This window comes from Actinomycetes bacterium, from assembly GCA_036000965.1.
GTDB lineage: Bacteria > Actinomycetota > CALGFH01 > CALGFH01 > CALGFH01 > DASYUT01.
On record DASYUT010000075.1, the window covers coordinates 1 to 20,799 of the forward strand.

The window sequence follows — 20,799 nt, forward strand, 5'->3', positions numbered from 1 at the left end:
GGCGAGCCCCAGGCTCTCGCGGATCGACTCGAGGCGGGCGGCGCCCTCCACGTCGAGCGATGCCCGCTCCACCTCGAGCATGCGCGCCTCGACCGAGTTGGAGGTCAGCTCGGCCTCGCCGAGCGCCCTGGCGTAGCGGGCCTCGATCTTGTTGCGTACCTCGGTGAGGGTCGGCGTGTCGCCGGCCGGCGCCAGCTCGGTCATGCCGGCCATCGCCGCATTCATGCGCTCCTGCATCTTGGCCTGGTCGAGCTGGGAGAGCAGCCGGGTCCGCTCGGCAAGCTTCTGCTGCAGCGCCATCGCGTTGTTCTCGACCGCGGCGCGGGCCTGCGCGGACGCCTGCGCGGCCCGCTCGTGCAGGCCGTGCATGTCGCGCATGGCCGCCTCGGAGCTGACCAGCTTGCTCGCAAAGGCCCGGGCCGAGTCCTCGTAGGAGGCTGCCTTCTCCGCGCCGCCCGCCTTGCGCGTCTGGTCGGCCAGGAGCAGGGCCTGGCGGGCGTTGGCCTGGAGCTTCTCGGTCTCCTCGACCGTACGGGTGAGCTTGAGCTGGAGCTCCCGCTCGTTGCCGATGACCGTGGCGGCCTGCTGGGTGAGCAGCTGGTGCCGCAGCTTGGCCTCCTCGATGGCCTGCTCGATCTGGACCTTGGGATCCGCCTTCTCGTCGAGTTTGCCCCCGAGCGCCGCCACGATGTAGCGCCACGCCCGCTTGAGCAGCTTGCCCATCTACCTGACCTCCTCGGTCACCTGCGCGGTCATTCCTTGGAACGGTGGTAGGCGTTGAGCGCTTGCCTGGACACCTCTTCGGTCTCGGCCAGCCCCTGCCTGATGCCCTCCAGCTCGTCGGTGAGCTGGTCGACGGCGCCCGTGTCGCCAGTCGGGCCGGCCGCCGCCATCGCCGACAGCTCCACGACCCGGGCGACCAGGCTCTCGAGGCCGAGCGTGCCCGACTCGAGCCGGGCCAGGACGCCCCGCCGGGCGGTGGCCAGCCGGCCGTGCACCTGCTGCTGGGCCTGCACCGAGGCGAGCGAGCGGTCGACCTCGGCCGCGATCTCACCCGAGGCACGGGCGCGCGCCGCGCCCAGCCGCTCGGCCTCGCCGGCCAGGAAGCCGGCGTCGATGCGGCCCAGGGCCTGCCCGGCCGCGCCGGCCTGGCCGGCGAGGCGCTCCAGCGTCTCCACGGTGTCGTCCACCTGGGGCTGCATCATCGCGACCCGCTCGGCGAGCGGCCCGGCGGACATGGCCCCGGCCAGGTCGTCGAAGGTGGCCGCCGCCCGTCTGGCCCGCAGCAGCCACTGGCCCTCCGGGCTCCGGGCGTCGACCGGCAGCTTCCGTGCGGTTCGGGGCTGGTCGCGCCGACGCTCCAAGGCCGCCATGGCGGCCTTGGTCGCCCAGGCGGCCACGCCGACGCCACCGGCCACCAGGAGCGGGAGGTCGGCCGCCCAGGCCACCCCGGCGGCGGTCGCCCCGAGCAGCAGGCCCCAGGGCTCGGACAGCTCTTGCTTCAGTCCCACGTCGTGTTGTCCGGCGGGCCGGCCCTATGCGCCCCCGAACCCCCTTTCAGAAGTTCGAGACTACCGCAGTGAACACCTGGTCGATGCTGGTCGGGTCCGAGGAGTCGTAGCCGGCACCGCCCGAGGTCTCGCCGATCTGCTTGAGGATGCCGACGTCGGCGTCGCGCCCGTAGGCGATGGTGAACAGCCGCACCGAGCGGTCGCCCTGCTCGGTACGCAAGCGGTCGAGCAGCCCGGGTAGGTCGAGGCCGTTGTCCTCGTTCTTCCCGTCGGTCAGCAGCACCACGGCGTTGATGTTGCCGGGGCTCTGGTGCTCGCGGATGTACTGGAAGGCGGCCAGGCTGGTGTCGTAGAGGCCGGTGCCACCCTCGGGCGGGAGACCCTTGATCCGGTCGGCGAGCGCCACGCGCCGCTGCGCCCCGTCGACTTGCTCGTCCATGCGCCCGATCGGGACCAGCTCGCGGTAGTCGCGGATCCCGTCCAGCTCCCGGGAGAACATCCACAGGCCGACGCGGTCGTCGGCCGCGAACTGCGAGAGCGAGTTGACTGCGGCCCGCTTGGCCAGCTCGAGCTTGGAGGTGCCGGCGCCCGGGACCTCCTCGGCCATGGACCCCGACGTGTCCATGACGATCAGCACGTTGGCCCGCTTGCGCAGCGCCGCCCAGCTCTGCAGCAGCTTGTCGAGCACGGCGGGCGCGGGCGGCGACAACAGGGTCGCCGGCTGGTTGCGCAGCAGGCCGTTGGCCTCGGTGACCAGCGGCCCGGGAGCGTTCTTGTAGTTGCGGAAGGCGAACTGCTGGAACTTGGCCTGGGCCCCGGCACCCTGCAGGTAGGCGAGGAAGCCGGCCGCCGCCTTGCGCTTGGGCTCGTCGACCCAGGGGCCGGTGAGCACCACGTAGGGATGGTCGGAGAGCAGCGTGCCCTCGGCCGGGTAGATGGCGACCAGAGGGATCTTGGGCTTGGCGTGCCGGCCCAGGGTGGCCGGGTTCCCGGTCGGGTTGCCCTGGTTGTAGTCCCAGACCGACTTCTCCTCCACGGTGACGGCCGAGATGTAGGTCAGCCCGGCACCCTCGTCGTCGGCCCGCTGCAGGTTGGACAGGAAGGTGAGGGTCGTGTCGCCGTAGTGGACGACCGACTGCTCGACCCCGCGCACGAAGTCGCGCGTCGTCGGCCGGGCCAGGTCCTTCTCGCTGAGGTCGTTGGCGAGGTTGGTGGCGGCGAAGTAGGCGCCGATGGTCGCGTTGAGCCCGGAGGTCGAGTAGTTGGGGTTGGTCTTGCCGAGCCGGAACGGGCCCCACTCGGGGTGGCGGAACCTGCCCCAGCCCTGCCGGTCGCGAGCCAGTTCGAGCAGCCGCTTCCAGCCGATCTTCTGCTTCGGCCAGCCGAGCGCCTCGGCCATCGGGCGGGGCATGGCGATCACCAAGGGCGAGGCGGCGACCCTGGGAACGTCGGGCGGGACCAGCTTGGGCCGGTCGGCGCTGGTGGTGCGCTGCTGGAGCAGGGTGACCCAGCCCGAGGAGGCGGGCGACCACACGTCCGGCCGGGGTCCGTCGACCGACTCGTTCCAGCCCCGGGCCAGCGCCGCCATGGCCGCTCCGGAGGCCTTGGTGGTCACCTTGACCTGCACGCAGCGCCCGTCGACCTTCTCCCCCCGGGTTGCATAGTCGGCTGCCATCTGCTTGACCAGCTCGGCCTTTTCCGACGACGCGACCACGGTCAAGGTGACCCCGTCGGGACCGCACGTGGCGGGCTTCCCGCCGCCCCCACCTCCGCCGCCCCCGCCGCCGCCGGCCGGCGTGTCCCGGGTGAAGAAGAAGCGCAGGCCGCCGACGAGCGCGACGGCGAGCACGATCGCGATCAGGAACGGGCGCGGGCTTCGCCGCTGCTGCTGGACCACCGATCCTCCTCGGACCAACGGGCTGAACCGAGCTGGCTCTGCTCAGTCACCGAGCTGGCTTTGCCCATTCAACGACATCCAGGCCCGGCATGGCGCGTGCGAGCCGGATCCCGCCTCAAGCATGCACCGTGGCGGGCGCCAGCGTGGCCCGTAACGGGGTCGGTGGCTCAGCCGGCAGCGGCCGTGGCCCCGGGGTCCCACGCCCGCCGGGCGTCGTCGGCCGGGGCGAGCAGACCTGGCCGCACCGCCGCCAGGCGGGCGAAGAGCTCGTCCAGCTCGGCGGGAGCCGGGGCCGGCCCAAGGACGCTGCCGACGGCCAGCTTGGTCATCCGGGACGCGAGGTGCTCGAGGTGGACGATGCCGATCTCGAGGCGGGCGAGGAGGCCGGCCCGGACCGTCTGGAGCTGGCCGTGCAGGTCCATGCGAGCCTCGACCGTGGCCAGCGAGTGCCCCAGCAGCGTCGCCACCGTCCCGGAGGCCCAGGCGTGCTCGGCCCGGAGCCGCTCGGCCTCGGCGCCCAGGGCCTGGACGTCGGTGCGCTCCAGCACGCGCCTGGCCGCGCTGGAGTGCACCGCCAGCCCTTCGAGGACGCCGAGCGTCTCGGTGATCTGCAGCCGCATCATCGCCGCCTGCCCCGCCAGGGGCTCGGAGGTCACGCTCAGGGCGACGTCGGAGAAGGTCGCGGCGGCCCGGCGGGCCCGGTCCAGCCATTGCGCCTCGATGGAACCCAGGTCGATGGGGGAGGTCGGGGGCTGCTCGGGCGCGGTCGCCCGCTGCTCGAGCGCACCCACCGCGGCCCGGATGAAGACCGTGGCGGCCCCGATGCAGGCGGCCACCACCGCCGGCAGGCCGGCCAGGACGGCACCGCCCGAGGCGGCCAGGCCGAGCGCGAGCGTGACCGGTTCCAGCACCTGGTCGACGATCCCGGCGGGCGGGGACGGGTCTTCCGCAGCGGACTGGGACCGGAGGCGGACCCGGTTGCGGTCGTGCCGCCCTGGGGTGAGCCGGGCCACCGGCCTGTCCACGACCCGCTCGACGCAGCGGCGGACCTGCCCGCCGACTGCCCGGCCCGCGGCGAGGCACCGGTCGAGCGCGGACCGCCAGACCACCACGGCGCGCCCGAGCGGCCACCCTCCGCCCGTCCACCCGGCGGCCGGGGCACGGTCCGCCCCGTCCACCCTGGCGTCCCCGGCGCCCGCCGTGCGGACCCTGGCGTCTCCGGCGCCCGCAGTGGGGACAGGGGTGGGGACCCGGGCGTCCCCGGCGCCTGCGGTGGGGACCCGGGCGTCCCCGGCGCGTGCGGTGGGGACAGGGGCGGGGAGGCCGGGTGGGAGCGTCCTGTCTGGTGCGCCGCTTGGGCCACCGCGGCGTCCGAGGGCGGCCACGGCGGTCCGGACCACCCAGGTCGCGAACCCGATGAGGACGGCGACGCCCGCCGGCACGGCGAGCAGCCAGGCGGCCAGCGCGGCGGCCGCACCGAGCGAGAGGCCGAGCGGCTCGGATGCCTCCCTTCCGAGCCGGCTCCACGGGCGCCGCCCGCCGCGCCCGGCGCGCAGGGGCGCGGTCACCGACCCATCACGCGGCGACCGCCATGAGCAGGCGCGCCAACAAGATCAACACGGCTGCGGTCACCGCCGCGATGGCGTACGAGCGCCCGTCGCGTCTCGACCGCTTCGAGACATGGCGTCCTGCCAACTCACCCGTCCTTGTGGACCGACATGGAACCGGACGGGCCTCGCGCGCCTCGGGCGAGCGGGGCCTCGCGCGCCCGAGGCGCGCGTCCAAGCAAGCGGTCGGATTCTAGTGCACCCGGCGACAGTCGGACGAGCCGGCCTGCGACCCCGGCTCCTCAGAAGCCGGCCTGCGACCCTGGCTCTTCAGTCGGCTCTTCAGTCAGAAGGTGGCCTGCAGAAGGTGGCCTGCGACCCGGCTCTTCAGAAGCTCGAGATCGCGAGGATGAAGATGCGCTGGATCTCCTTGGGGTCTGCGGCGACGTACGAGGGACCCTGCGTCGCCGCGGCGATCTTGCGGAGCACGGCCTGGTCGGCGTCGGCGCCGTACGCGATCGTTATGATCCGCACCGGCTGCCCGCCGCCGTTCCGCAGGGCGTCGAGCAGGGTGGGCAGGGTCGTGCCGCCCTCCTTCTCGTTCTTGCCGTCGGTGAGGAGCACCACGGTGTTGATCCGGCCTGGGACCCAGTTGCGCTGGACGGCCCGGACAGCGGCCAGTGTGGTGTCGTACAGGCCGGTCCCGCCCTGCGCGACCATCCCCTTGAGGGCGCCGGCCAGGGCGAGGCGCCGCGGGCGGCTCCCGAGGAGGTCGCCCATCCGCCCGAGGGGCACGACCACCCGCCAGTCACGGGCGCCGTTCACCCCTGCGTTGAACGTCCACAGGCCGACGTTGTCCTCGTCGGAGAAGAGCGGCAGCGCGCTGACGGCGGCCCGCTTGGCCAGGTCGAGCTTTGTCGCCGTGGTGCCGGGGACCTTCGCCCTCATCGAGCCGGAGACGTCGATGACCGCCAGCACGTTGCCGCGCTTGCGGACCTTCTCCCAGGTTCCCGCGATGATCCGGGTCACCTTGGGGGTGGGGAACGGAATGACCACGCGGGGCTGGTCGGCGATCAGACCGTTGGCCTGGGTGGCGACCGGGCCGGCGATGCCCTCGAAGGTGCGGAACCCGGCCGCCGTGAGGTGGTCCTGAGCCGGGCCGCTGTGGAGGTAGCCGAGGAAGTCGGCGGCCGCCTTGCGCTTGGCGTCGGTCACCCAGGGGGCGCGCAGCACGAGCCAGGGGTGATCCGACTCGAGCGTGCCCTCCTTGGGGTAGACGGCGACCAGGGGGATCTTGGGCTTCGGGTGCTTACCGAGCGACTCGGGGTTGCCGTCCGGGTTGCCCTGGTTGTAGTCGAAGACCGCCTTCTCCTCGGCCGGCAGGGCCGACAGGTAGCGCAGGGCCACGTTCTGGTCGTCGGCCTGCTGGAGGCCGGCCAGGAACGCCTCGGTGGTCTCGGCGTAGGGGCCAGGCGCCCGCTCTACCGCCAGGAAGGTGCCCGCGATCTTCTGGTCGGTGACCGTCTGGACCGTCGGCGCTCCGGTGCCCCCTGCGAGGACGGAGAAGGTGGCGATGCCCGCATGGAGGCCGGCGGTGGAGACGGTCGGGTTGGTCTTGCCGAACAGGATCGGCCCCCAGGAGGGATGGCCGAACTGGGCCCAGCCGGCCGGGTTGCGCAGCGCCTTCAGCAGGTCGCTCCAGCCCAGGGGGACGACCGGCCAGCCGATCGCCTCCGCCATCGGGCGGGGCATGGCCAGCACCAGCGGCGACGTCACCACCTTGGGCCGCTCAGCCGGCACCAGCCCGGGGCGCGTGCTGTCGAGCAGGTTGGCCCAGGCCGAGGAGGCGGGCAGCCAGACGTCCGGCGGCGGGCCGGCGGTCTCGGTGCCCTGGGCGAGCCCGCTCACCACCACGGCCGGGTCGCGTGCGGTGACGTTGGGCTCCACGCAGCGGTCGCCGATCTTGTGGTGGTCCTTGGCGTAGGCGTGGGCGAGCTGCCGCAGCACCGGCGCGGTGCCAGACCCGGTGACGATCTCGAGCGCGAGGCTGCCCCGGCAGCCGACCAGCAGGGAGGCGAAGCTACCCCGGGTGACCACGACCGTGCCCGCGAGGGCGAGCACGAGCATGCCGACCAACACGGCCAGGAACGGGCGCCGGCTGCGAGGCGCCGTGGCGCTACGCATGTGACGTCCGCTCACAACTTCCTTTCTGCCCACCCCTTGCGTGCCTCTGGCCGACGTCGCGTTCGCGATTCCATCGGCCTGCGGGCACGTAAATGGGGCGCACCCGAGGCGCGAGCGGCATCGATGAAGATAGGGCCGCCAGAGGGAATTGGCAAAACTAGACACGGGGGTCGGACGCCCGCACCGGCTTTGCGCTGCGATCGGGTCTCGTCTGGTTCGAGAAGGTTGCACCGCGGCAGCATGTCGGAGAGGCTACGCGACCATGCTTCACTCCCTCCGACGGCTCGCCGCGCTCCTCGCCATCGTCCTCATGGTGACCGGGCTGCTGGCATTGCCGGCCACCGCCGCTCCGTCAGCGCCCACCGTCGCCGCCCGCGCCGCCGTGGTCGTCGACGCCAGCACCGGCGCTGTCCTGTGGCAGCGCAGCGCGCACACCCCGGTGCTGGTCGCCTCAACCACCAAGATCATGACCGCGCTGGTCGCCGAGGCGACCTACCCGCCCGCCAAGCTCTTCACCGTGCCGCTCGCCGCCGAGCAGGTCGACGGGACCCGCTTCGGCTACCGGACCGGGATGCGGATCCACAGGCACGACCTGCTCGCCACCCTCCTCATGGTCTCGGCCAACGACGCGGCCGAGACGCTCGCGGCCGCCTACCCGCGTGGTGGCCGGGCCGGGTTCCTCCGGGCCATGCAGGCCATGGCGGAGTCACTCGGCTGCACCGACTCGACCTGGCGCAGCCCGTCTGGGCTCGAGGCACCCGGCCACCGGGCCAGCGCGGCCGATCTCGCCATCGTCGGCCGGCAGCTTCTGGCCGAGCGGGAGCTGGCCCAGCTCGTCGGGGCGCGGACGGTCCGGTACCGCTGGCCTGACGGGCACGTGCAGACCGTCACCAACCACAACCACTTCGTGGCCGACGGCCGCGACCCCGGCGCCATCGGCGTGAAGACCGGCTACACGGTCGCGGCCGGGCGCACGATCGTCGCAGCCGAGCGGCGCGCCGGCCGCACCCTGATCGCGGTCGCCCTCGGCACGCCGAGCCTCCGCACCGAGCAGGCTGACGTGCGGTCGATGTTCGCATACGGGTTCGCGACCCGGCCCCCGTCAGGCGGCGAGATCCTCGGCGGCGCCGCGACCGCTCGCCGCGGCCCGTCCTCGGCCAAGTCGACGGCCGCCGCCGACCTGGCCGCCAAGGGCGGGCCCGCTCCGGTCGCCCCCGCCGCCGTGGTCCACACGGGTCTCGCGTCCCGGCTGCGCGCGAGGCTGCTCGCCGCGCCCGTCGCAGTCGCGGTGGCCGGCGGCACGCTCCTGGTCGTCCTCGGGATGCTCGCGGTCACGGTCCTGCGACCTCGGGGCGGCCGCGTCCCCGCGGCGGGTCCGCACGGAGACCGAGCGCCCTGAGCTCCAGGGCGGCCAGCGCCTCGTAGTCGCCCGCGGCCAGGTCGGCGGCCGGGTCGGCGCTCACCCGCCGGAGCTCGCGCAGGGGTCGGTTGGCCACCGCCCGCAGGGCGAACAGCTCCAGGTCGGACACTCCGGCGCGGAACCGGGAGGCCGCGCTGGCCTCGGTGACCCAGCGCCACCGCCTCGGCCCCCACCAGAGCAGGACCAGCGCGACAGGCAGGACCGCGACCACCAGGCCGAGCCAGAGCGCGAGGTCGTGGACGACCTGCTGCTGGGTCTCACCGGCCCGCACCAACGTCCGTCCCACGTCGCCGACCCGCCCGAACGGCGCTCGCAGCTCGTCGCCGACCACGGGGATCCGTCCGACCCGGTCCTGGATCGACCCGGCGCTGCCGGCCAGTTCGCTGCCGGCGTCCCGGAGCGTGCGGCCGGGGCCGGCGAGCTTGTCCAGCAGCCGCTTCAGCGTGAGCCCGGCCAGGACCCACGTGGTCGCCCAGGCGACCACGAGCAGGTCGGTCACCACCTGGCGGGCGCGCAGCGACGCCGTCTCGGCGTACAGCCTCATCGCGCCGAGCGGGCCCGTCCACCCCGCCGAGTCACCTGTGCCTCCCCGGATCCGTGGCCGCCCACGTCTTCGTGCAAGGGCGACCGTCTCGCGCTCCACGGGCCTTGCCTGGTTGGGGCCTTGCCTGCGTCGGGCCTTGCCTGCGTCGGGCCTTGTGCGTCGGGCCTTGCCTGCTTGCTCCGGGCGCGCCGGCCTGCTCAGTCGGCATGGCGGCGGAACACGACCACTGCGTTGTGTCCGCCAAAGCCGAACCCGTTGGACATGGCCATCTCGACGTCGGCCTTGCGGGCCTGGTTGGGCACGTAGTCGAGGTCGCACGCGGGGTCCGGGTGGGTCTGGTTGATCGTCGGCGGCAGGATGCCGTCGCGGACGGCGAGCACCGTGGCGATGCCCTCGACCGCCCCGGCGGCACCGAACAGGTGCCCGATCATCGACTTGGTCGACGAGACCGCGAGCCGCTGCGCGTGGTCGCCGAAGGCCAGCTTGATCGCCTTGGTCTCCGACACGTCGCCGGCCGGGGTGGAGGTGCCGTGCGCGTTGACGTAGCCGACCGCCTCGGGCTCGACGCCGGCCGAGGCGAGCGCCCGCCGCATGGCCAGGGAGGCCCCGCTGCCGTCCTCGGACGGGGCGGTGATGTGGAACGCGTCGGCGGACTGCCCGAACCCGACCATCTCCGCGTGGATCGAGGCGCCCCGCCGCAGCGCCGCGTCGCGCTCCTCGAGGATCAGCGCGCCGGCCCCCTCGCCCATGACGAAGCCGTTGCGGAGCGCGTCGAACGGCCGGCTGGCCTCCTGCGGGCGGTCGTTGAACTTGGTGGAGAGCGCAGTCATCTGCGCGAACGCGATCAGTGCGATGTCGACGAAGGCCGACTCGCTACCGCCGGCGACCATCGCGTCCGCCTCGCCGGAGCGCACGCACTGGAAGGCAAGCCCGAGCGCGTGGTTGGAGGCCGCGCACGCGGTCGTGGTGCAGAAGTTCGGGCCGCGCAGGCCGAACGACATCGCGATCTGGCCGGCGGCCGCGTTCGGCATGAGCTGGGGGACGGTGAACGGGGAGACCCGGTTGGGGCCCTTGGTGTGCAGCACCTTGTCGCTGGCGAGGAGCGAGCCGATGCCGCCGATGCCGGTCGCGAACACGACCCCGGTCATGTCGGCGTCCACCTGGCCCTCAATGCCCGAGTCGCGCCAGGCCTCGCGGGCCGCGGCCAGCGCGAACTGGGTCGAGCGGTCGAGCCGGCGCGCCTCCTTCGGGCCGAGCGAGGCGGTCGGGTCGAAGTCGGTGCACTCGGCGGCCACCTTCGACGGCAGCGGCTCGGGGTCGACCAGGGTGAGCGGCCCGACCCCGGAGCGGCCGGCGGTGACCGCCTCCCAGTACGCGTCGACCCCGATGCCGACCGGGGTGACGGCGCCCAGTCCGGTGATGACGACGCGGCGCACGGCTCAGCTCGCTGCGGCGTTCTGCTTCGCGATGACGAGGTCGGCCGCCTCGCCCACGGTCTTGACGCCGGCGATCTCGTCGTCGGGGATCTCGATCCCGAACTTCTCCTCGAGGGCGAGGACGACCTCGACCAGGTCCAGCGAGTCCGCGTCCAGGTCCTCCTTGAAGCGGGCGTCCGCCGTCACCTTGTCAGCGTCCACCCCCAACTCGGAGGAGAGGACGTCCTTCATCGTGTCGACGACTTCCTCACGCGACTGCGCCATGCTCGTTCTCCTTTGTTCTCGGGTGCCGGCAGGGCGCCGGCGCCTCTCCCTGTTTGGGACGCCGTCTCCGGGTGGCCCGTCACGCCCCCATGGCCATCCCGCCGTCCACGGCGAGGACCTGCCCGGTGATGTAGGAGGCGTCCGCACCGGCCAGGAAGCGCACGGCCGCCGCGACGTCCTCCGGGGTGCCGAGCCGTCCGCACGGGATGGCCGACAGCGTTGCCTGCTTCGCCTCCTCGCTCATGGCATCGGTCAGCTTGGACGGGATGTAACCGGGGGCGACCACGTTGACGGTGATGCCTCGCTGGGCGACCTCGCGGGCCACGCTCATGGTGAAGCCGATGAGCCCCGCCTTCGAGGCGGCATAGTTCGCCTGCCCGGGATTGCCCAGCAGGCCGACGACGCTCGAGATCGACACCACTCTGCCCCAGCGGCGACGAAGCATGCCACGGATCGCCTCGCGCGTGCAGCGGAACGCGGCCACCAGGTTCAGCTCGAGCACATCGGTGAAGTCCTGGTCGCGCATGCGCAGCAACAGGCCGTCCCTTGTCATGCCGGCGTTGTTGACCAGCACGTCCACGCCCGCCTCACCCGCCGCCGAGAGCAGCTCCTTGGCTGAGGCCGGGTCGGCCAGGTCGGCCTGGGCGAGCACGGCTTCGGCACCCGCAGCCTTCACCAGGATGGCGGTCTCCTGCGCGCCCTGCTCGTCGGAGCCGTAGGCGACCACCACCCTGGCCCCCTCCCCGGCCAGGGCCACCGCGCAGGCCCGCCCGATCGCGCCCGACGCGCCGGTGACCAGCGCGGTCCGGCCCTCGAGGCCCCTGCCCGGCGTGGAGCCGCGCCCGGACCTCTTGGGCGCAGCGGTCGCGGTGGGTGCCCCGGGTGCCCCGGGTGCCCCGGGTGCCACGGGCTCAGCAGGTGCCCCGGGCGCGGTGAGTGCTCCGGGTGCCCCGGGTGCTCCGAGTGCAGCGGGTGCTCCGAGTGCAGCGGGTGCTCCGGCTGCAGCGGGTGCCCCGGGTGCCCCGGGTGCGGTGGGTGCAGCGTGCGTTCCGGGCGCGCCCGGGTGCTCCTCGGGCCCGCCGGTCAACCCACGACCTCCACCGGGGTGGTGCCTGGGAGCGGGGGCAGCACGTCCAGACCGTCCCACAGCGTCCCGTCCCGCAGGCCGTGCACGATTGGCAGCGCCGACTCTGTCGGCTCCTCCGGGCTGGGCGCCGGCGGGGACTCGAGGGTCCAGTCGAGCACCAGCGAGCCCCATGCCAACCCCGCTCCGAACGCGGTCAGCAGCAGGCGCTGGCCCGGTCGGGTCTGGCCCTGCTCCCACGCCTCGGCCAGCGCGATCGGGATCGAGGCGGCCGAGGTGTTGCCGTACCTGGCGATGTTCATCACCACGTCGGTCATGGGCACCTTCAGGCGCCGTGCGGTCGCCTCGATGATCCGCTGGTTCGCCTGGTGGGGGACGACCAGGTCGATGTCTGCCGGCTCGAGGCCGGAGCCCTTGATCGCCTCGAGGCTCGACGCGGCCATCGCGGTGACCGCGCCCTTGAACACCTCCCGGCCCTCCATGACGATGTAGTGCCGGCGCTCAGCGATCGTCCTGGCCGTGGCCGGGAACCGGGACCCACCGGCCGGGGTCATCAACAGCCTCGACCGGGCCCCGTCGGAGCCGAGCGAGAAGTCCCGGATGCCCTGCTCGCCCCGGCGCAGCACGGCCGCGCCGGCCCCGTCGCCGAACAGGATGCAGGTCCCGCGGTCGGTGTAGTCGCAGATGCGGCTGAGCGTCTCGGCCCCGACAACCAGCGCCGTGCCCACCGCGCCCGAGGCCACGAACTGCGACGCCGTGGCCAGCCCGTAGACGAACCCGGCGCAGCCGGCGATCACGTCCATGGCGGCGCCCCGCTGCATGCCGAGCTCGAGCTGGAGGATGCAGGATGCCGACGGGAGGGGGTAGTCGGGCGACGCGGTCGCCACGATCAGCAGGTCGACGTCGTCCGGGCCGAGCCCGGCCGAGGCGAGCGCCCGCTCGGCCGCGAGCGTGCCAAGGGTGCTGGTGGACTCGCCCCTGCCCGCGATCCTGCGCTCCTTGATCCCGGTGCGCTCGGTGATCCACTGGTCGTCGGTGTCGACCAGTTGCTCGAGGTCCGCGTTGGTCAGGACATAGCGGGGGACGGCGGTCCCCAGCCCCACGATCTCGGCAGGCACGACAACTCCTTTCGCCGGCATGGGCGGTCGGGATGACCTGGAAATCTACTCGATCCTAGGGAAGCTAGAAGGGCCGGAGGCTGAGCAGGATCTGCCCGGGAGTCACCAGCTCTCCCTCCCACGCCAGGTGAGCCATGAGCTTCCCACGGAACGGGCTACGGACCGGGATGCTGGCCGCGCCGTTGCGGACCTCACCGAGCAGGTCGCCAGGCTCCACATAGGGACCCTCGTCGGTGAACCGGGTCGGCACCACCGGGTAGAAGCGGCCGTGGCCCGGGGAGACCGCGAAGCGCTCTGGCAGCACCACTACCTCGCCCTGGTCGACGTCGGAGACGGCCTCCCGGTCAGCCTCCCCGCGCAGCGCCTCGGCGGCCGCGGCCACGCCGGCCGCGTCGCCCGCGCTGAGCACCCGGACGCCCTCGACCGTGCGCTTGATCAGCCCTGACAGCACCGTCCCGGGGCCGACCTCCACGAACGTGTCGACGCCGAGGGAGACGAGCCGCCGCACCGACTCGGTCCAGCGGACCCGCCCGGTGAGCTGTCGCGCGAGCAGGTCCCGGAGCTCCTGCGCGCTCGTCGTGGGCTCAGCGGTGGCGTTGGCCACCACCGGGACGGACGTGTCGCGCAGGGGCGCGGCGGCCAGGAACGGGCGGAACACCCCGGCCGCGGGCGCCATCAGCGGCGAGTGGAAGGCACCACCGACGTTCAGCGGCACGACCCGCTTGGCGCCCAGCTCCTTGGCCGCCGCCGGAAGCCGCTCGAGCGCCGACCACTCGCCCGACACGACCACGTTCCCGGGCGCGTTGTCGTTGGCCACGGCCAGCACCTGGTCCTCGGCGGCCTTGGCCACCGCCATCTCCACGCCCTCGGCTGACAGCCCGAGCACCGAGCTCATCGAGCCCGGCCGCTCGTCGGCCGCCCGCTGCATCGCCTCGGCCCGGCGCGCCACCAGTGCGAGCCCGGCCTCGAACGACAGCGACCCGGCCGCGACCAGCGCCGAGAACTCTCCCAGGGAGTGGCCGGCAACGTATGACGGCTCCACGCCAGCCTCCTCCAGCGCCTGCAACGCGGCCACGGAGACCGCGAAGATGGACGGCTGGGCGATGTAGGTCTGGCGAAGCTCGTCCGCGGATGCGGTGCGCAGGGTCTCGGTCACGTCCCACCCGAGCACGGCGCTGGCCCAGCCGTACAGGTCTGTCGCGCTCGCGCTCGTGGTCGAGCCGGCCCAGTCGAGGCCCATCCCGGGGACTTGACTACCCTGGCCTGGAAACACGAATGCAACGCTCATTGGCTGACTGGCACCTCTTGTCCGCTGCTGGCCCTGACCGACCTGACACCGACGTCGGTGTCAGCTTCGCGGGCCAGGATGAAGGTAAGGTCCTGGTGGTGTGGGAGTTTCCATCTAGACTGCCCGCGCGTATGCAAGGTTACACGCTGAGCTGACCCGCCCCTGCACCAGGCCGTTCATGTCCCGCCACGGGTTGGTCAGGGGCCGGCCGCCCGTCCGCCACCAGGCCTTGCCCGACCCCGGCCCCGCTCGCTCCCGGGCCGGACGGTGCTCTCGTCGTCCGGCCCGACCCCGCCAGAGAGCCGGGCCGGCTCTGTGGCCCGGCCCTCTGGCGGGGCTTACTCCTCGCCCCCCGGGCGGGCCGCCGCCTTCTCCCGGATCTCCTCGACGATCGCCGGGTCGGCCAGGGTGGTCACGTCGCCGAGCTCCCGCTCCTCGGCGACGTCCTTCAGCAGCCGGCGCATGATCTTGCCCGACCGGGTCTTGGGCAGGTCCGGGGTGAAGATGATCGTGGTCGGCCGGGCCAGCTTCCCGATCCGCTTGGCAACGTGCTCGCGCAGCACATCCGTGGTGCCGTCGGCCGCCTCCAGGTTCCCCTTCAAGGTCACGAAGGCGACGATCTGCTGGCCGGTGGTCTCGTCGACCTTGCCGACCACCGCCGCCTCGGCCACGTCCTGGTGGTCGACCAGCGCCGACTCGACCTCCGTGGTCGAGATCCGGTGCCCAGAGATGTTCATCACGTCGTCGACCCGGCCGAGCAGCCAGAAGTAGCCGTCCTCGTCCCGCTTGGCCCCGTCGCCCGCGAAGTACAGGCCCTCGAAGCGGCTCCAGTAGGTCTCCTTGTACCGCTCCGGGTCGCCGTAGATGCCCCGCAGCATCGCCGGCCAGGGCTTGCGCAGCACCAGGTACCCCCCGCCGGGGATGCCCACCGACTTGCCGTCGTCGTCGACCACGTCCGCGGACACGCCGGGGAACGGGAACGTCGCCGAGCCCGGCTTGCACTCGGTGATCCCGGGCAGCGGCGTGATCATGATCATGCCCGTCTCCGTCTGCCACCACGTGTCCACCACCGGGCAGCTCCCCCCGCCGACGTTGGTGTGGTACCAGACCCAGGCCTCTGGGTTGATCGGCTCGCCGACGCTCCCGAGCAGGCGCAGGCTGGACAGGTCATGCTTCTCCGGCCAGTCCGTGCCCCACTTCATGAACGTCCGGATCGCCGTCGGCGCCGTGTACAAGATGTTGACCTTGTACTTCTCGATGACCTCCCACCAGCGGTCCTTCTCAGGGAAGTTCGGTGCCCCCTCGTACAGGACGCTGGTGGCGTGGTTGGCCAAGGGCCCGTACACGATGTAGGAGTGCCCGGTCACCCAGCCGACGTCCGCGGCGCACCAGTACACGTCGTCGTCGTGCAGGTCGAAGATCAGCCGGTGGGTGGCGGACACCCCGGTGAGATACCCGCCCGTGGTATGCATGATCCCCTTCGGCTTGGCCGTGGTGCCCGACGTGTACAGCAGGTACAGCAGGTCCTCGGAGTCCATGGGCTCCGGCGGGCAGTCCGTTGACCTGCCCTCGACGAGGTCGTGCCACCACACGTCCCGGCCCTCGGTCATGGGGACGTCGTTCCCCGTCCGGCGCAGCACGACCACGTGCTCGACCGACGGCGTCTCCTCGACGGCGTCGTCCGAGTTCCGCTTCAGCGGCACCACCTTGCCAGCCCGCCAGCCCTCGTCCTGGGTGATCAGCACCTTGGCTTCGGCGTCGTTGATCCGGTCCCGGAGCGAGCTGGCGGAGAACCCGCCGAACACCACCGAGTGGGGTGCCCCGAGCCGCGCGCAGGCGAGCATCGCCACCGCCAGCTCCGGCACCATCCCCATGTAGATGTTGACCCGGTCGCCCTTTTCCACGCCCAGCTCCTTGAGGGCGTTGGCGAACTGCGCGACCTGGTCCCGCAGCTCGGCGTAGGTGATCGTGCGGGTGTCGCCCGGCTCCCCCTCCCAGTGGTAGGCGACCTTGTCGCCCCCGCCCGCCTCGACGTGCCGGTCCAGGCAGTTGTCGGAGACGTTGAGCCGCCCGCCGACGAACCACTTCGCGAACGGCAGGTCCCACTCGAGGACGGTGTCCCACTCCCTCGTCCAGCGGAGGTTCCTGGCCTGCTCCGCCCAGAACCCCTCGAAGTCCTCCTCGGCCCGCTCGTACAGCGAACGGTCCTGCACCACGGCCCTGGACGTGAACTCGTCCGGCGGCGGGAACGTGCGACCCTCGGAGTAGAGGTTCTCGATCGCTGGGTTGGTGTCCGCCATGCTGCTTGCCTCCTACGGGTCGTCATGCATCGGCCTTCGACGAAGCGCCATCGGTTCCGACCACCCGGCCCCGACCGTGGGAGTCGCCCACGGTCGGGGCCGGGTGCCGGCCCGACCCGCCCCGTTCCTCCGTCGCGTCCGAGCCGTCGCTCTGAGCTGTGGGAACGTGGTGATCCTTGATGCTCTCCGGTCAAGAGGGATCCTACGCAGCTTGACGGCCGCGAAACCACCGGCATCCACAGGGTCCGAACCGTGCCGGGAGTGAGGCTTGCAGCGAACCGGACACTGGTAGCGGCCGCCCGGCAGCCGATAGACTCACCTGAACGAGACAATCCGGTCCCACGCCAGCCCGCTTCGCGTCCCGGTCGGCGACGTTCCCACCGAGTCGGCCGAGCCCGCCGTGGTTATGCACATTCTTGCCCGCGGCCCTCCCCATGGGCCTTCCCACTGCCCATCCTGACCCGGCCGGCCGGTGCCGGCGCCCGCCCCGGACAGCCGCGGGCGGGTCCCCAGGATGTTGCGCAGTTGGGAGGAGCCATGGCCCTGGCCTCGGGGAACGACAGCCTGCCTCTGGTCGTGATCGCCCACGACGACCCCGGTACGGCCGAGGCGCTCCGGCATGCCGTCGAGACGGCCGCCGGCTGGCGAGTCGCGGTTGCCGGGCCAGGCCGAGCGGGGCTCGGAGCGGCCCTGGCCACCGGACCCTCCGTCGCCCTGGTCGGCTGCGGCGTGCTCGGCGACCTCCCGACCGGGTCCCCGGTGCCGGTCCTGGCGGTCGGGGACGACACGCGGCCAGCCGACCTGCGCGCGGCGCTCACGGCTGGCGCTCACGGCCTGGTCGCATGGCCGGACGACGTGGCCGACCTGGCCGCCGAGCTCGCCCGGGTGTCGGCCACGGCGCGGCCCCGCACGGTCGAGGAGTCGCCCAGCCTCGTCATCGCCGCTCGCGGGGTGCAGGGTGGGGCCGGAACGACCACCTTGGCCACCCATCTCGCCGGCGCCTGGGCTCGCTGGGGGCCGGCGCCGGTTCTGCTGGTCGATCTTGCCGGCGGTCTTGCGTTCCGCCTCGACCTGGTCGCCGGTGCGTGGACCTGGTCGGCGCTGACGTCGACGGCGACCGGCGTCGACGGCGTCTCCCTGGCCGACGCTCTGGCCGAGCCGTGGCCCGGTCTGGCCGTCCTGCCCCTGCCGAGCCTGGCCGACGGGGGGCCCGAGCCGGTACCCGAGCCGTGGATCATCCAGTCCGTGCTCGAGGCCGCACGCTCGGTGTACCGGGTGGTGGTCGTGGACCTGCCGCCCATGGGCGGTCCGTCTGTGGACGCCGCACTCGGGCAGGCCGACGTGCTGCTCGCGATCAGCCGTCCGGAGTCCGGCGGGGTACGGGCCATCCAGACGGCACTGGACGCCTGGGCCGGGGTGCACGACCCGGATACGGCAGGCGCGGTGCTCACAGGGGCTCGGGCCCGCGCGCCCGTCGCCATCCGGGACGTGCGTGGCGCCTTGGGCGAGCGGCTGTGGGCGCTCATCCCAGCCGCTCCCGCCGAGCTCGCCGCCGCGGCCGAGGACGGCGTGCTCCTCCTCGACCGTCCCCAGCTCCCCGCCGTGCAGGCGATGCTGAGCCTGGCCAACCGGGTGGTGCCGTTCCCAGCCGCAGCGGTCGCACGGTGAGCGCGACGCCCGCCGGTCCCACCGGCCGCCCCCCGGTGCCGGACCCTTCAGGCCGAGGGGCGGTGGGCCGGTGAAGGCGACTCCCGCCGGTCCCACCGGCCGCCCTGGCGCCGGACCTTCTGGGCCGATCGGTCGTGCTGGCGCAGCCCCACCGGTGCCTGCTCCGCGTGCTATGACCGAGCCGACCGATCCCCGCGTGCGCGGGGGCGCCGGCCACGTCCAGCCCGCGCGCACACCCGGCGCCACGGTCGCGCCACGCCGAGAGGCCGAGAAGCCTTCGCCGGTCCCGCCCAGGACGACGGTCGGCCCCGACCCGGCCGACACCAGCAGCGCGCCACGGTCCGTCCCAGCCGGTCCTGGGCTCGCGGGAGCGTCCATCGCGGGCCTGGCAGAGCGTGTCCAGCGTCGCCTCAGCCTCGACGGCCAGGGCACCGGCGGACCCGGGGGTCTGCGGGCCGCGGTCGCGGCGGCGCTCCGCGACGAAGGCATCCTGCTCCCTGCTCCGAGCTTCGCCGCCACCGTGCGCGCGGTCGCCGACGAGCTGACCGGCCTCGGCCCACTCGCCCCGTTGCTGGCTGACCCGGTCGTCACCGATGTACTGGTGAACGGTCCGTTCGAGGTCTGGGTGGAGCGCGACGGCCGGATCGAGCGCACCCCGATCCGTTTCGCCTCCGCCCAGACGCTGGTCGCGCTCATCCAGCGGGTGGTGGCTCCCCTGGGACTGCGGGTGGACGAGGCGCACCCCTGGGTCGACGCGCGACTGCCGGGCGGCGAGCGGTTCCACGCGGCGCTGCCGCCGCTGGCTCCCGACGGCCCGGTGGTGGCCATCCGCACGTTCGCACGGCGCCACCTGAGCCTTGCCGACCTCGTCGAGCGCGGGGCGCTGGACCACGAGACCGGCCGTTTGCTCGAGGCCATGGTCGCCGCCGGCGTGCCGATCGCCGTGTCGGGTGGGACCGGCAACGTATGGGCACAGCCGCAGCCTGCAGGAACCGACCATGGGCTGATCCTAGAGGGCGGGTTTGTGGTCGAGGCGCTGCGCTGGCGGGCCCTTGCGCAGCGCGTCTGGGCCCTGGGGTTCGCTGATCTGGGTGCCTTCCTGGCCGCCCGCTACGCCCAGGACGGGTGCAGCCTGGCGGCGGTGGCCGCCGAGCTTGGCACCAGCAGCTGGACGGTGGCCGGGGCGTTGGACGCCTGCGGGGTGGCCCGGGAGCCGGGACCAGCGGCCAGGGGGCGGTCCCGCCGGGCCGCAAGCGACCGGCACCTGGCCGCCCGGGTGGCCGCGCTGGGCTTCGCCGACGTGGGGGCTTGGCTGGCCGACCGGGACGCCAGGGCGTGGTCGATCCCGCGGCTGGCGGGGGAGCTGGGGGTGGGGCGGCGGGTGGTCAGGCGGGTGCTGGCCGAGTGGCGGGTGCCCCGGACCGGGTGACGGTGGGGCAGGGGAGGTCGCTGGCGCGGATGGGCGCCGCTGGCTGCGGGCGCAGTTGGGCGCGTTGGGGCTGTGGTGAGGTCGGGTCGTGGCCTGGCCGCCCGGGGGGGGGGTGGTCCGGCTGGGCGAGGCGCCGGGCCGGCGGCCCTCAGGAGCCTGGCATCGGGCCGGGCAGGTGTCCTGATGGGGAAGTGTTGGAGAAATGATCGGACGGATCGGGATCGGGGTTGCAGGAGTCGTTGTTGACACCGTGAAGGGTGCGCAAACGCGTTCATGCAGCTTGTCGGTACTCGTGGAGGAGACCGCCGAGCAGGTCGCGTCGGTGCACTGCGCCTCGGTCATCCTCGCCGAGGACGGTCAGCTGGGCGGGCGGATCTGGCGGTTGCAGCAGCAGCGCCCGGTGGGGCCGGTGGCCGTTGTAGTGCCGGACGTAGACGCGAAGGACCTCCTCGAGGTGGCCGCGCCCAACGATCAGCAGCCAGTCCAGGCACTCGGCGCGGACGGTGCGCACCCAGCGCTCCGCGTAGGCATTCGCCCTGGGCGCCTGCACGGGTGTCAAGAGGACCTCGGCACCCTCTGAGCGGAACACGTCGTCGAAGCTGCGGCAGAACTTCGCGTCCCGGTCGTGCAGCAGGAACTGTACTTGTCGCCCTCGCTCCCCGAGCCCCAGCAGCAGGTTGCGGGCCTGCTGGGTGACCCAGGTGCTGTCAGGGTTGGCGGTCACGCCACCCAGGTGCACACGTCGCGTGTCGAGTTCGATGAAGAACAGCACGTACAGCCGTTGCAGCCAGATGCTGTGGACGGTGAAGAAGTCGCAGGCCACGATCCCGGCGGCTTGCTGCCGCAGGAACACCCGCCACGTGGTGGCCATCCGCCGCGGTGCTGGGTCGATCCCCTGACGGCGGAGGGTGGTGCGGATCGCGGTTGCCGAGACGCGTACACCAAGTCGCAGTAGCTCGCCCTTGATGCGCTGGTAACCCCAGCACGGGTTCTCTCTGGCCAGGCGGACGATCAGCTGCTGCACCTCCGGGTCCAGCGGTGGTCGGCCGGTCGGGCGGTGGTGCGGGTAGGTCCAGACGCCAGCGACCAGCCGCCGGTGCCAGCGCAGC

Annotated in this window: 16 protein-coding genes; 3 read left to right on the forward strand and 13 right to left on the reverse strand. The window is 73.1% G+C overall.

Annotated elements, in window-relative coordinates:
* From VG276_05820 to VG276_05840, 5 genes are all read right to left on the reverse strand, one after another.
* Window positions 1–723, reverse strand: a 723-nt coding sequence (locus VG276_05820) for a PspA/IM30 family protein (protein HEV8648920.1), incomplete at its 3' end; no start/stop codon positions are given.
* A gap of 29 nt (window positions 724–752) precedes the next feature.
* A complete protein-coding gene (locus VG276_05825) occupies window positions 753–1,511 on the reverse strand; it encodes a hypothetical protein (GenBank protein ID HEV8648921.1) in 759 nt (252 codons plus the stop codon).
* A gap of 46 nt (window positions 1,512–1,557) precedes the next feature.
* Window positions 1,558–3,408, reverse strand: a complete 1,851-nt coding sequence (locus tag VG276_05830; GenBank protein HEV8648922.1) for a substrate-binding and VWA domain-containing protein — start codon at window positions 3,406–3,408, stop codon at window positions 1,558–1,560.
* 167 nt (window positions 3,409–3,575) lie between these two features.
* Window positions 3,576–4,976 carry a hypothetical protein gene (locus VG276_05835; protein HEV8648923.1) on the reverse strand — a complete coding sequence of 467 codons (1,401 nt, stop codon included), beginning with the start codon at window positions 4,974–4,976 and terminating at the stop codon, window positions 3,576–3,578.
* A gap of 366 nt (window positions 4,977–5,342) precedes the next feature.
* Window positions 5,343–7,139 carry a substrate-binding and VWA domain-containing protein gene (locus VG276_05840; protein HEV8648924.1) on the reverse strand — a complete coding sequence of 599 codons (1,797 nt, stop codon included), beginning with the start codon at window positions 7,137–7,139 and terminating at the stop codon, window positions 5,343–5,345.
* Between the two features lie 262 nt (window positions 7,140–7,401).
* Here VG276_05840 and VG276_05845 point away from each other — a divergent pair, with 262 nt between their 5' ends.
* Window positions 7,402–8,538: a D-alanyl-D-alanine carboxypeptidase gene (locus VG276_05845; protein ID HEV8648925.1), complete on the forward strand. Its 1,137-nt coding sequence runs from the start codon at window positions 7,402–7,404 to the stop codon at window positions 8,536–8,538.
* On the opposite strand, the gene VG276_05850 is transcribed toward VG276_05845, so the two are convergent.
* From VG276_05850 to acs, 7 genes are all read right to left on the reverse strand, one after another.
* Window positions 8,471–9,103 carry a hypothetical protein gene (locus VG276_05850; protein HEV8648926.1) on the reverse strand — a complete coding sequence of 211 codons (633 nt, stop codon included), beginning with the start codon at window positions 9,101–9,103 and terminating at the stop codon, window positions 8,471–8,473. The genes VG276_05845 and VG276_05850 overlap by 68 nt on opposite strands.
* Window positions 9,104–9,300: 197 nt before the next feature.
* Window positions 9,301–10,539, reverse strand: coding sequence for a beta-ketoacyl-ACP synthase II (gene fabF, locus VG276_05855; protein HEV8648927.1), 1,239 nt, complete (start codon window positions 10,537–10,539; stop codon window positions 9,301–9,303).
* A 3-nt stretch (window positions 10,540–10,542) separates the two neighbouring features.
* Window positions 10,543–10,803: an acyl carrier protein gene (acpP, locus tag VG276_05860; protein HEV8648928.1), complete on the reverse strand. Its 261-nt coding sequence runs from the start codon at window positions 10,801–10,803 to the stop codon at window positions 10,543–10,545.
* Window positions 10,804–10,882: 79 nt separating this feature from the next.
* Window positions 10,883–11,602 carry a 3-oxoacyl-[acyl-carrier-protein] reductase gene (gene fabG, locus VG276_05865; protein HEV8648929.1) on the reverse strand — a complete coding sequence of 240 codons (720 nt, stop codon included), beginning with the start codon at window positions 11,600–11,602 and terminating at the stop codon, window positions 10,883–10,885.
* 284 nt (window positions 11,603–11,886) lie between these two features.
* Window positions 11,887–13,005 (reverse strand): beta-ketoacyl-ACP synthase III, encoded by a 1,119-nt coding sequence (locus VG276_05870; protein ID HEV8648930.1) that lies wholly within the window; start codon window positions 13,003–13,005, stop codon window positions 11,887–11,889.
* A 64-nt stretch (window positions 13,006–13,069) separates the two neighbouring features.
* The gene (gene fabD, locus VG276_05875; protein HEV8648931.1) at window positions 13,070–14,293 is read right to left on the reverse strand and encodes an ACP S-malonyltransferase; all 1,224 of its coding nucleotides are present in this window, start codon (window positions 14,291–14,293) and stop codon (window positions 13,070–13,072) included.
* A 338-nt stretch (window positions 14,294–14,631) separates the two neighbouring features.
* On the reverse strand, window positions 14,632–16,593 hold the full coding sequence (acs, locus tag VG276_05880; GenBank protein HEV8648932.1) for an acetate--CoA ligase: 1,962 nt from the start codon (window positions 16,591–16,593) through the stop codon (window positions 14,632–14,634).
* Between the two features lie 537 nt (window positions 16,594–17,130).
* Here acs and VG276_05885 point away from each other — a divergent pair.
* Entirely contained in the window at window positions 17,131–18,261 is a 1,131-nt protein-coding gene (locus VG276_05885; GenBank protein HEV8648933.1) for a cellulose synthase operon protein YhjQ/BcsQ, read from the forward strand.
* Between the two features lie 172 nt (window positions 18,262–18,433).
* Window positions 18,434–19,690 (forward strand): ATPase, T2SS/T4P/T4SS family, encoded by a 1,257-nt coding sequence (locus VG276_05890; GenBank protein HEV8648934.1) that lies wholly within the window; start codon window positions 18,434–18,436, stop codon window positions 19,688–19,690.
* A 271-nt stretch (window positions 19,691–19,961) separates the two neighbouring features.
* Here the strand turns inward: VG276_05890 and VG276_05895 are convergent.
* The coding region (locus VG276_05895; GenBank protein ID HEV8648935.1) for an integrase core domain-containing protein at window positions 19,962–20,799 on the reverse strand (838 nt) is incomplete at its 5' end.

Bases quoted from the DNA above. Each gene is read 5' to 3' on its own strand.
- VG276_05840 (HEV8648924.1), bottom strand. From the start codon at position 7,139: ATGCGTAGCGCCACGGCGCCTCGCAGCCGGCGCCCGTTCCTGGCCGTG.
- VG276_05845 (HEV8648925.1), top strand. From the start codon at position 7,402: ATGCTTCACTCCCTCCGACGGCTCGCCGCGCTCCTCGCCATCGTCCTC.
- VG276_05850 (HEV8648926.1), bottom strand. From the start codon at position 9,103: ATGAGGCTGTACGCCGAGACGGCGTCGCTGCGCGCCCGCCAGGTGGTG.
- acpP (HEV8648928.1), bottom strand. From the start codon at position 10,803: ATGGCGCAGTCGCGTGAGGAAGTCGTCGACACGATGAAGGACGTCCTC.
- fabD (HEV8648931.1), bottom strand. From the start codon at position 14,293: ATGAGCGTTGCATTCGTGTTTCCAGGCCAGGGTAGTCAAGTCCCCGGG.
- acs (HEV8648932.1), bottom strand. From the start codon at position 16,593: ATGGCGGACACCAACCCAGCGATCGAGAACCTCTACTCCGAGGGTCGC.
- VG276_05885 (HEV8648933.1), top strand. From the start codon at position 17,131: ATGGCCCTGGCCTCGGGGAACGACAGCCTGCCTCTGGTCGTGATCGCC.
- VG276_05890 (HEV8648934.1), top strand. From the start codon at position 18,434: ATGACCGAGCCGACCGATCCCCGCGTGCGCGGGGGCGCCGGCCACGTC.